The following is an 11,451-nucleotide window of genomic DNA, read 5'->3' on the forward strand; positions in this document are numbered from 1 at the left end:
CACCCGGTATTTCCTGTCCTCGCCTCCCAGGTCCTGTCTCCCGCCCCCGGCGGCTTGTCGGTGTGGTGCCGGACTGGGGAGTGCTACGTACCTGCAACGACCTGAAGGACTCCCCAACCCCAAGCCTCGCCGCGGGAACCGCGAGTCGTGGATCGAGGTTGCATTTGGCCGCCAAACCCACGACTCGAGGCACCGGCGGTGCCTGCGGTTCAGAGGTGCGGCCGAAACGTCAGCTCGACAGTACGTATACCTCTACTACCCGCATGTCCGCACCGGACGGCAGGCCGGATCGCCGAGTAGTGGACGTATACGTACTGTCGAGCTGCACAAAATCCGCGATACAACCCGCCCGAGCCCTCACCCGGTAGCAGTCACGCCGCCACAAAGCCTCCTCTGACGTGCTGAAACCCTCCACCAAATCAGCCCGGCCACAGAGCGAGTGGCGGGTGAGGTTAGCGGGTCAGGGTGTTCACGTGGTCCACGAGGAGCGACCGGAAGGTCGGTGAGTCTCGGAGGTCGGAGGTGAAGATGGATTCGACGGCCAGGAGGGCGTCGACCAGTTTGGCGGGCTCGGTGGTGCCCGCGACAGCAGACTTCAGGCGATCGGCCTGCGGGTCGTCCAGGTCCGGGGTGCGCTGGACGTAGACCATCCAGGCGGCGACCGCGAGCGAGATCATTCGCGGCTCGGCGCCGGCGGTCAGACGGTCGCGGACCGTGCCGAGCATCCGGACCGGCAGCTTGACCGAGCCGTCCATCGCGACCTGCCGGGTTCGGTGCTTCAGCGCCGGGTTCTCGAACCGCTCCAGTACGGTCGCGCCGTACGCCGCCAGGTCCAGCCCGTCGGGCGGTGTCAGGGTCGGCACGACGTCGTCGGTCATCAACTGCCGCGCGAGCCCGCCCAGTTCCTCGTCGCGGACCGCCTCGGCGATCGTCTCGTACCCGCGCAGTGCGCCGAGGTAGGCGAGCATCGAGTGGGTCGCGTTGAGCATCCGGAGCTTGGCCTGCTCCCACGGCGCGACATCGCCGGTGAGCACGGCGCCACCGCGCTCCCAGGCCGGCCGGGGCCCGGCGAAGTCGTCCTCGATCACCCATTGCAGGAAGGGTTCCGCGACCACCACCGCCTCGTCCCGGACCCCGAGCAGCCGAGCCGCCTCCTCGCGGTCCGCGTCGGTCGTCGCCGGCACGATCCGGTCCACCATGCTGGCCGGGAACCGCGTCGCCTCGAACGTCGCGGGAACCTTGCCCAGCGCATCGAAGTACTCGGTCACCAGCGTCCGCAGGAAGGGGCCGTTGGCCACCAGGTTGTCGCAGGAGACGATCGTCAACGGCTCGTCGCGACGGGCGATCGCCGCCGCCAGTTGGCCGACGACCGTGCGCGGCGGACGGCCGGTCAGGTCGGCCTGGATCTCCGGGTCGTCCAGGTTCAGCCCGGCGCCGGCGGCCCGGTACCCCTTCTCCGTGACGGTCAGCGTCACCACCGACACCGCCGGGTCCGCGATCCGCGCGACCACCGCCTCCGGGTCCTCGGGCGCGGTCAGCACCTCACGGATGCTGCCGATCACCTGGACCGACGGGTCCCCGAGACCGCGCTCGAGGACCGAGTACAGACCGTCCTGCGGCGCCAGCTGGTCCCGGACCGTGGTCGAGCGCTGGCTCACGCCGGTGATGCCCCACCGGGTCTCGCCGGTCTCGACCGCCGCCCGTTCGGTGACGACGGCCTGATGGGCGCGGTGGAACGCGCCGATCCCGAGATGGACGATGCCGACCGACAACGCCTTCGGATCGACCGCGGGCGCGACCGGAAGGTTGGTGAGACTCAACCTGCTCGAATTCATTCGGAGGGTTCTTCCTTCACTCGGGCGACCAGTTGGGTCGGATTGACGAAACGCAGCGCTACCACCAGAAGTACCAGCATCATCGCGGTGTAGATCACGGCCATCGCGTCCACGGACTGTTGCGCGCGGATACCCGCGGCGGACATCGAGTAGTACAACGCGACCACGAGCGTCTGCGAGTCCGGCCCGGCGGTGAGGAAGGTCAGCTCGAACATTCCGACCGTCCGCACCAGCACCAGGATCGCCGACGCCAGCAGACCGGGGACGAGCAGCGGCGCGAGAATCTTCAGGAACACCGAGCGGGTCCCGGCGCCGAGCATCCGGGCCGCGTCCTCGATCCGCGGGTCGACCTGCTCGATGAACGGCGTCATCGTGAGGATCACGAACGGCACCGACGGCACCAGGTTCGCCAGCACGACACCGGACAGGTGGCCCGCGAAACCGAACTTGTACAGCACGGTCGCGAGCGGGATGCCGTACGTGATCGGCGGCATCAGGATCGGCAGCAGGAAGGTCAGGTACACCAGCCGCTTGCCGGGGAAGTTCTTCCGGGCCAGCACGTACGCCGCGGGCGCGCCGACGAGGACCGACAGGACGACGACCAGCGCGGACACGAGCAGCGTGACGACGATGACGTGGAGCAACGTGAACTCTCGCCACGCGTCGCCGTACCACTGGGTGGTGAAACCGCTCGGGAACCAGGTGTCGAACCACTTCGTGCCGAACGAGCTGACCAGCACCGAGAACACGACGCCGGCGAGGTTGACGAAGAAGAACACGACAACGGCCCAGATCACCCAGCCCAGCGGGGTGGCGCGTATCTGCCTCATCCCTTGCCTCCCGTCGATCCGGTGTAGAGCCGCGACCGCCACAGCAGCACGATCGCCACGACCACCAACTCGACCGCACCCATCACCATGGCGATCGCCGACGCGTACGAGTAGTCGTACTGCTCGTACGCCGCCTGGTACGCCGCCAGCGAGATGACCCGCGTGGATCCGGCAGGGTTACCGACCAGCACCGCGGACGGGAAGACCGAGAACGCGAGTACGAATGTCAACAAAAAGGTTGTCGCCAATCCGGGTGCGAGCAACGGGAGGGTGATCCGGCGGAAGCGTTGCGCCCGGGACGCGCCGAGTGTCGCCGCGGCGCGCTCCAGTGTCGGGTCGATGCCGCTCAGGTACGACAGCACCAGCAGGAACGCGAACGGGAACCCGGTGATGACCAGCGAGAAGAAGACGCCCCAGTAGTTGTTCGTCAGGCGGATCGGATCGTCGACAATGTGCAGGCTGAGCAGGATCCGGTTCAGCCAGCCGGTCGGACCGAGGTAGTTGAGCAGCCCCTGCGCGGTGAGCACGGTCCCGAGGGTGATCGGGACGACGAGGATCGTGGTCAGCAGCCGCTTGCCGCGGAACCGGCCGCGGAGGCGGAACGCGATCGGTACGGCGGCCAGCACGTTCAGCAGCGCCGCGGGAAGCGCGATCTTCAGCGTGGTCGCGACCGTGTCGCGCTGGTACGCGTCGCCGAAGAACTTGTCGTAGTTGGCCAGCAGGCCGCCGCCGTTCGCGGGCTGGAACGAGAGGCTCAGCCCGTACAGGAACGGGTAGACGAACAGCAGCAGGACGAAGATCGTGGCCGGGAGCAACAACCAGAGGCGGCGGTCGACACCCCGCTCGGCCAGCCGGTGCTGCCAGGTCGTGCTCACGACGGATACACCAGGAGCCGCCCGGGCGTGACGGTCAGCGCCACCTGCTCCCCCGCCTCGACCCGCTGCTCGGTCCGCACGTGCAAGCGAACCTCATCGTCCAGCACCACCTCGACCGCGCGCTCACGACCCTGGTACTCGACGACCTCGACGAGTGCTTTCACGCCTTGGTCGCTGAGCTTGATGTCCTCGGGCCGTACGGCGGCAATCACGTCGTCCCCCAGCGCGACAGCGCCCTGAGCCGACCCGCGGACCGGCGTACCGCCGAGATCCACGGTCACCTGGTCGCCGTTCAGCTGGGAAATCTTGAGAGGCAGCAGGTTGCGGTAGCCCATGAAGTCGGCGACGTGCCAGGTCGACGGCTTGGTGTGGACCTCCTCGGGGGTGCCGATCTGCTGCACCTTGCCCTGCCGCATGACGACCAGCCGGTCGGCCATGCTGAGCGCCTCTTCCTGGTCGTGCGTGACGTACACGGTGGTCAGCCCGAGCGACTGGTGCAGCCGGCGGATCTCGGTGCGCATCTCGAGCCGGAGCTTGGCATCCAGGTTGCTCAGCGGCTCGTCCATCAGCACCAGCGACGGCTCGAGGACGGTCGCACGGGCGATCGCGACCCGCTGCTGCTGACCGCCGGACAGCTGGCCGGGCAGCTTGCTCGCGTGCTCGGTCAGCTGCACCATCTCGATCGCCTCGGTGGTCCGCCGCCGGACGTCGTCCTTCGGCAGGTGCCGCATTCGCAGGCCGAACGCGATGTTGTCGCGGACGGTCAGGTGCGGGAACAGCGCATAGTTCTGGAACACCATGCCGAAACCGCGCTTCTCCGGCGGCAGCGTGTCGATCCGCTGGTCGTCCTGCCAGATCGCGCCCGCGGTCAACGGGAGCAGGCCGGCCAGGCAGTTCAGCGCGGTCGACTTTCCACAACCGGACGGACCGAGCAGGGCGATGAACTCGCCCCGCTCGATGGTCAGATCGAGCCCGGCGAGTGCGTCCGCCGTACCGAACCGGCGGCTCACGCCGTCGAGCCGGAGCTGGTCGAATCCACTCACGACTTCTTCACCTTGCTGCCGCCGACCTCGCGGTCCCACTTGTCGAAGGCAGCCACCAGCGCCTTCGCGTCCAGCGGAACCTCTGTCGGATTGTCGGCAATCAACTTGTCGTACTCCGGGCGGCCGAACTCCGTGATCGCGTCCTTGCTCTCCTGCGGCGCCTGCGACAGCTCGACACCCTTGATCGCCGGCCCCGGGTAGAAGTACCCCTTGTCGTACGCCTTGGCCTGCTGCTCGGGCGTCAGCATGAACTGCAGCAGCTGCAGGATCGCCGCCTGCTTGTCGGTCGACACACCCTTCGGTACGACGGCGTAGTGCGCGTCGGTGACCCAGTGGAAGCCTTGGATCGGCGTGATCGCGGCCTCCTTCGGGACCGTTCCGAGGACCCGCGGGTTGATGTCCCAGCCCGTGGTCGACGCGATGACATTGGCCGACCCGTTGGCGAGCGCCTTCATCGTGTCGGCGGTACCGGACGGGTAGAAGTCGACGTACTGGTTGAGCTCCTTGAGGTACGCCCAGGTCTTGTCCCAGCCGTTCACCGGGTCCTTCGGGTCCTTGTCGCCGAGGATGTACGGCAGGCCCATCAGGAAGGTCCGGCCGGGGCCGGAGTTCGCGGGGCGGGCGTACATGACCTTGCCCTTGTTGGCCTTGGCGTAGGCGAGCAGGTCGTCGGCGGTCTTCGGCGGCGACGGGACCTTCGACGGCATGTACTCGAGCAGCGGACCGGACGGGTAGTAGGTGACCGTCACCCCTTCCTTGCCGCCCAGTTCCTGCATCTTCGCCGCGGGCGGCAGGTAGTCCTTCATCCCGGGCAGGCGGTCCGAGTACTTCGTCAGCAGGTCGGTCCACAGGCCCTGTTCGCGGCCGGCGGCGAGACCGTCGGTGCCGGTCAGCACCAGGTCGATGTCGACCCGGTTCGCGTTCTGCTGGGCCTTGATCTTGCCGGCCAGTTCGGGCGCGGGTCCCTTCGAGTACGTGACCTTCGAGATCACGTCCGAGTGCTGCTGGACGAAGTCGTCGATCATGCCCTGGGTCAGCTGCAGGTTCCCGGCCACGTCGAGAATGTTCAGCGTCACGGCCTTGGCCGGCTTCTCGGGTACCTCGCCACCGCTCTCGGCGGCGGGTTTGTTCGGCGCCGGGGCGCCGCAGGCGATCAACGCGGCGAGCGCGGCCACCAGACCGGTCGCCGCGGTCAACTTCCGGTGCAGATGCATCGGGTCTCTCCTCGGATCAAGGGCGGCCCGGCACAGTGGCGAGGTTGGTCCCCACTGGCCGGGTTGATCACTTCTGTGGTGCTGGTCCGGTCGAGTCCCGGACGATCAGTTCCCCGTGCAGTTCCCCGTGCTTCGAGCCTTCGGCCGCGCCGTCCGGTTCGTCGAGCATCGCCAGCAGCAGCTCGACGGCGATCCGGCCGGCCTCCTGTTTCGGCAGCCGGACCGTGGTCAGCGCCGGCCGGGCCATCCTGGACATCGCGATGTCGTCGACCCCGACCACGCTCAGGTCTCCCGGGACCGAGATCCCGCGGCTGTGCAGGCGGGCCAGCAGACCGATCGCGACCAGGTCGTTGTAGGCCACGACCGCGGTGGCGCCGGTCGCGACCACCTGGTCCGCAGCCGCCATCCCGCCTTCGTACGTCGGCGCGAAGTTGCCGACCGGCGCGAGCTCGGCCCGCAGCGCCTCGACCGCGTTCCGCAGCCCGAAGCCGCGGTGCTGGGTCGACCACGAGGTCGCCGGTCCACCGACCCACGCGATCCGGCGGTGGCCGAGGGCGACGAGGTGGGCGACGGCCTGCCGCATCCCGTCCTCGTTGTCGTAGGCAACGCCCGGCAACCCGACGGCGGTGCGGTTGACGAGGACAACGGTGGTGTTCTGGGCGATGGCCGCGAGTTCTTCATCACTCGCCCGCGGCGAGCACAGCACGACGCCGTCGACCTGCTTGGACAGTGCCCGCACGAGTCCGGCCTCGGCCGCCGGGTCCTCGTCGGTGTCCGCGACGAACACGGCGACGTCGTGGTGGCGGGCCCGGGCCTGCACGCCTTTGGTGAGGCTGGCGAAGAACGGGTTGGCCAGATCCGGCACGACCAGGCCGATGGTGCCGGTCCGCCCGGTGATCAGGCCGCGGGCCGCGCGGTTGGGCTCGTAGCCGAGCTGCTCGACCGCGGCGGCGACGCGGGCCCGTGTGGTCGCGTTGACCATCTCGGGCAGCGAGAGCGCGCGCGACACCGTGGACGGCGATACGCCGGCCAGCCGCGCCACATCCCGGATCGTTGCTGTCACGCCGGTGAGTCTGCAATCGGTTGCAGTCTGTGTCAAGCGGTTGGCCGCTGGACACTCACTTGTGCTGACAAGGTGCGACTGCAATCCTTTGCAGAACACGTTTCAAGATACGTTTCTGCCCAGTATCGGAGGACACATGCCGAAGGCCCTGCAGCCTCATCCGGACCGCGCCCTGCCGGCCGGCGCCGCACGGGACGTCGCCCGCCGGATCCACGCCTCGACGAAGGACCTGCCGCTGCTGTGCCTGCACGGTCACGTCGACATCGGGCTGTTCGCCACCGACGCGCCGTTCGGCAACCCTGCCGAGCTGCTGGTCGTGCCGGACCACTACGTGACCCGGATGCTGGTCTCCCAGGGCGTCTCCCCGGACAAGCTGGGCCTCCCCCGCCGCGACGGCAAGCAGAGCGCCGAACCGCGCGAGATCTGGCGGGAGTTCTGCGCCAACTGGCACCTGTTCCTCGGCACCCCGAGCCGCTACTGGCTGGAGCACGAGTTCGCGGAGGTCCTCGGCCTCACCGTGCACCCGTCCGCGGAGACCGCCGACGAGCTCTACGACCAGATCTCCCAGCGCATCGCGGAGCCCGACTTCCGGCCGCGGGCGCTGCTCGACCGCTTCAACATCGAGCTGATCTCCACCACCGACGCGGCGACCGACGACCTCGCCCAGCACGCGAAGCTCGCCGCGGACCTGCCGGGCCGTGTGGTCCCGACCTTCCGCCCGGATGCCGTCGCCCACGTCGACCGGGACGGCTGGCCCGCACTGATCGCGCAGCTCGGCGCGCTGGCCGACGTCGACACCTCGACGTACGACGGGTTCCTGCAGGCGATCCGGCAGCGTCGACAGGCGTTCATCGCCGCGGGTGCGCGCGCCACCGACCACGGTCACCTGCGCGCCGCCGCCGTACCGCTTTCCGATGCGGAAGCGCAAAGGATCTACACCGGTGCGCTGAAGGGCGACGTGACGCCGGAGGACGCCCAGGCGTTCGCGGGGCACATGCTCTACCAGTCGGCGGTGATGTCGGCCGAGGACGGTCTGGTGATGCAGTTGCACCCCGGCGTACTGCGGGACCACGACCCGGCGATCTTCGCGACGTACGGCCCGGACCAGGGGCACGACATCCCGGTGGCGACCGAGTTCACGCGGTCACTGCGGCCGGTGCTCGAGCGGTTCGGGCACGTCGAGGGCTTCCGGCTGGTGCTGTTCACGGTCGACGAGACGGTCTACAGCAGGGAGTTGGCACCGCTGGCGGGCGTCTACCCCGCGGTGCGGCTCGGTGCGCCGTGGTGGTTCCTGGACAGCCCGGACGGCATGCGCCGGTTCCGCGAGCTCGTCACCGAGACCGCGGGCTTCTACAACATGAGCGGCTTCGTCGACGACACCCGCGCGTACCTGTCGATCCCGGCACGGCACGACCTGGCCCGCCGGATCGATGCCGGTTACCTGGCCGACCTCGTCGTACAGCACCGGCTGGACGAGGACGACGCGCTGCAGGTCGCGAAGGCCCTCGCGTACGACCTCGCCCGGGACACGTACCTCACCTGAGGTCAGCGTCCCCGGACGTCCGGCGCCCGCCTGGTGCCAGTGGCAGGGCGGGAGGGGGCGGCCGCACCCGCTTGCGTCGGCCGCCCCGCCCAACCTGTGGCTGCTCTGCCCATGGCATCGGCAGCGGAGTGATACGCGTCGACCTCGGCCACGATCCTCTTGATCTCGGCCTCGCCGCCGGCCTTCTCGGCCAGGTCTCCGAAGGTCCGGATGATGTCCTCGGGCGCCGAGCGGTACGGCGAGCCGGGCCCTTGGTAGAACCCGTACCGGCTGATCATCTCGCCGCCCAGGTCCGAGAGCGCGACCGTCGCACCGGTCCGCTCGTTCGTGACCTGGAAGTCGGCGCCCCCGCGCGTCTCGTCCCGGAACGGGGACTCCTGAAAGCCTCGGCTCGTCTGTGCCTGGACCGAGTACCGATGGTCGCCGGCGCCGATGTAGTCCGTGATCCCGTGGCGGGTCGAGACGAACCCCGCCGCACGGACCGACTCCCCCAGTTCGGCGTGTGTCAGGCCGAGCTTCCGGACCACGTCGTTGTCCCGGGCCAACGTCGCGAGCAGCTTGTCGCCGCGGCCGAGAAACCCCGCCTGCGAGGCGTCGAAGTCGCGGGGCGAGTCCCAGCCGGCCGGGCGCATCCACGCCTCCACCTGCTCGACGGAGTGGCCGTTGAGTTCGGTCAGGCCGCGGATCGTCTCGGTGTCGTTCTCGCCGCCGACCACGAACCCGCTCGGCTCCGCGGAGCGCGGGATCTCGGGCAGACCGAGTTCCGCCGAGGTCGCCGCACGCGTCATCTCCGCGTCGACGGGGTGCAGGCTCGGCGCGATCAGCGTGTACGACATCCACTCGCCGTCCAGCCGGAGCGCTTCGACGGACCCGTCGTACACCGGGTGCTGCACCACTCGGTCGACCTCGGACCCGCGCACGACATCGTCCATGCCGTAACCGTTGGCCGGCCAGTAGACGGAGAGCTGGCCGTCGCGCAGTACGGCGGTCATCGAGGTGTCGTCGCGGTTGTACCGCCAGACGTTCTCGGACAGCCTCTCGAAGTGCGAGTCGGTCAGTTGCTGCTCGAGCGAATCGTTGCTCGCGGCCACCTCGTCGAGTTCCGCGACGGTCTCCGCATCCTCGGACCCGTACAGTCCGCCGGCGCTCCCGCTGGTCCGGAACCGATCGGACGGCTCCCGCCCCGCGACGACCTCACGGTAGGCGAGCATCATCCCGCCGTACCGGCCGGGCGCGACGACCAGCGCCGCCACCTGTGCCGCGGGCAGTTCCACGTGCGGGACGTGCACCCCGAGTCCGTCGGCGCCGTTCTCCAGCAGGAATCCGGCCGCGAGCACGTGGTGCCGTCCAACCAGCTCGAGCGTGGACCTGTCAGTGCGAGCCATAGGCGGAAACCTATCCGATCACGAAGTTCAGGCCGCCCGTCGCGGTGCGGTCCTCTGGGCGAGTAGGGTCCGGGGAGCCTGTACGCCGGGGTGGCCAGAAAGGTACTGGACAAGGGATGTTGATGAGGGGTCGTGGTGGCGCGGTCTGTGGTGCCGTGCTGGGGCTACTGCTGGTGTCGGGTTGCACGGACGACGCGAGCGCACCTGAACCGTCGAAGCCCGCACCAACGGTCACCGTGACGGTCCCCACCGCTCCGCCGGCCGCGGCCGCCGCCGTGCTCGGACCGACGGGCCCGAGTACGGCGAAAGCGTGCAAGGGAACCGTTATCGGGGTCGGTGTGGACCCGCAGCCGGTCATCGACGCCGCGCCCGCGGGCACCACGTTCTGTTTCGCGAAAGGCGTGCACCGCATCACGCGAGCGATCCGTCCCCGCGAGGGCGACACGCTCGCGGGTGAGGCCGGCGCCGTGCTGAGCGGAGCCGTCCGGCTGACCGGTTGGAAGCGGACCGGGAACGCCTGGACAGTGCGAGGTGTGCTGCCGGCGGCGTACCCCCTCAAGGGGCAATGCGAGGACGACAAGACCAAGCCGTGCCAGCTAGGCGAGCAACTGTTCGTCGACGGCAAGCACCTGACCCGCGTCATGAGCCTGAGCCAGGTGACGGCAGGCACGTTCTTCGGCGACTACCGGGCCAACGTGCTGTACCTCGGCGACGACCCCGCCGGTCACGTCACCGAGATGTCGCGCACCCAGACCGCGATCGACAAGTCGGCCGAGCAGGTGACCGTGACCGGCCTGACGATCGAGCACTTCGCGAGCCGCCCGCAGGCGGGCGCGGTGCAGGTCGGCACCGGCTGGAAGGTGACCGCCAACGAGGTCCGGTGGAACCACGCCGTCGGCATCATGGTGATCGAGGGCGACAACGCCGAGCTCAGCCGGAACACGGTCGCCGACAACGGGCAGCTCGGCATCGGCCAGTACAAGTCGGACGGCGCGAAGATCACCGCCAACCTCGTCACCCGCAACAACACCGACGGTTTCTGGATCGCCGACTGGGAGTCGGGCGGGATCAAGTCGACCCGGTCCTCGGGCGAGGTGAGCGGCAACGACATCGTCGCGAACAAGGGCATCGGGATGTGGAGCGACATCGCGGAGTACGACCGCCGGATCACCGGGAACCGGATCCGCGACAACGCCGCGGACGGCATCCGGTACGAGATCAGCTACGCCGGCGTCATCGACCAGAACGTCGTCCAGCACAACGGATTCGGTACCGGCCGCGGGTCCGGCGGCTCGCTCTGGGACGGCGGCGGCATCAACGTCAACACGTCGTCCGACGTCGAGGTCCGCGGCAACCTGATCCAGGACAACCGCAACGCGCTGTCCATCCAGTCCCGCACCCGCGGCGACGGTCCGCGCGGGACGTACGTCCTGCGCAACGTCCTCGTCGAGGGCAACCTGGTCGTGATGACGAACGCCGCCGCATCCCTCGGCGTGGTGGAGAACAAGCGCTCCCCCGCGCAGCCGGGCGCCATCACGTTCCGCCGCAACAGCTACCAGTTCTCCGGGGGCGCCGATCGCTTCGCCTACCGCGGCAAGACGATGACCTGGTCCGAATGGCAGCAGTCCGGCTTCGACCAGGACTCAGTGAGCAGCTGAGAGCA

Annotated in this window: 9 protein-coding genes; 2 read left to right on the forward strand and 7 right to left on the reverse strand. The window is 69.0% G+C overall.

The window, feature by feature from the left end; all coding sequences use genetic code 11:
• Nucleotides 1-452: 452 nt before the first annotated feature.
• The 6 genes from E0H92_RS17375 to E0H92_RS17400 form a co-directional block, all read right to left on the reverse strand.
• Nucleotides 453-1,835: a mannitol dehydrogenase family protein gene (locus E0H92_RS17375; protein ID WP_131496940.1), complete on the reverse strand. Its 1,383-nt coding sequence runs from the start codon at nucleotides 1,833-1,835 to the stop codon at nucleotides 453-455.
• Nucleotides 1,832-2,665, reverse strand: coding sequence for an ABC transporter permease (locus E0H92_RS17380; RefSeq protein WP_131462609.1), 834 nt, complete (start codon nucleotides 2,663-2,665; stop codon nucleotides 1,832-1,834). The genes E0H92_RS17375 and E0H92_RS17380 overlap by 4 nt, the downstream gene beginning before the upstream one ends.
• Nucleotides 2,662-3,540, reverse strand: a complete 879-nt coding sequence (locus E0H92_RS17385) for an ABC transporter permease (protein ID WP_131496941.1) — start codon at nucleotides 3,538-3,540, stop codon at nucleotides 2,662-2,664. Before E0H92_RS17385 ends, E0H92_RS17380 begins: the two co-directional genes overlap by 4 nt.
• Nucleotides 3,537-4,583, reverse strand: a complete 1,047-nt coding sequence (locus E0H92_RS17390; RefSeq protein WP_131462607.1) for an ABC transporter ATP-binding protein — start codon at nucleotides 4,581-4,583, stop codon at nucleotides 3,537-3,539. Before E0H92_RS17390 ends, E0H92_RS17385 begins: the two co-directional genes overlap by 4 nt.
• Nucleotides 4,580-5,797, reverse strand: coding sequence for an ABC transporter substrate-binding protein (locus E0H92_RS17395; RefSeq protein WP_131462606.1), 1,218 nt, complete (start codon nucleotides 5,795-5,797; stop codon nucleotides 4,580-4,582). Before E0H92_RS17395 ends, E0H92_RS17390 begins: the two co-directional genes overlap by 4 nt.
• A gap of 67 nt (nucleotides 5,798-5,864) precedes the next feature.
• Complete coding sequence (locus E0H92_RS17400) at nucleotides 5,865-6,860, reverse strand: LacI family DNA-binding transcriptional regulator (protein WP_131462605.1); 996 nt, start codon at nucleotides 6,858-6,860, stop codon at nucleotides 5,865-5,867.
• Nucleotides 6,861-6,996: 136 nt separating this feature from the next.
• Between E0H92_RS17400 and uxaC the strand changes: the two genes are divergently transcribed.
• Nucleotides 6,997-8,403 (forward strand): glucuronate isomerase, encoded by a 1,407-nt coding sequence (gene uxaC / locus E0H92_RS17405; RefSeq protein ID WP_131496942.1) that lies wholly within the window; start codon nucleotides 6,997-6,999, stop codon nucleotides 8,401-8,403.
• A gap of 2 nt (nucleotides 8,404-8,405) precedes the next feature.
• Here uxaC and E0H92_RS17410 read toward each other — a convergent pair whose 3' ends face one another.
• Nucleotides 8,406-9,788 (reverse strand): hypothetical protein, encoded by a 1,383-nt coding sequence (locus E0H92_RS17410; RefSeq protein ID WP_131496943.1) that lies wholly within the window; start codon nucleotides 9,786-9,788, stop codon nucleotides 8,406-8,408.
• 122 nt (nucleotides 9,789-9,910) lie between these two features.
• Here E0H92_RS17410 and E0H92_RS17415 point away from each other — a divergent pair, with 122 nt between their 5' ends.
• The gene (locus tag E0H92_RS17415; RefSeq protein WP_131496944.1) at nucleotides 9,911-11,446 is read left to right on the forward strand and encodes a right-handed parallel beta-helix repeat-containing protein; all 1,536 of its coding nucleotides are present in this window, start codon (nucleotides 9,911-9,913) and stop codon (nucleotides 11,444-11,446) included.
• The last annotated feature ends 5 nt before the right edge of the window (nucleotides 11,447-11,451 follow it).

It is taken from the genome of Kribbella speibonae (genome assembly GCF_004331375.1).
Lineage (GTDB): Bacteria > Actinomycetota > Actinomycetes > Propionibacteriales > Kribbellaceae > Kribbella > Kribbella sindirgiensis.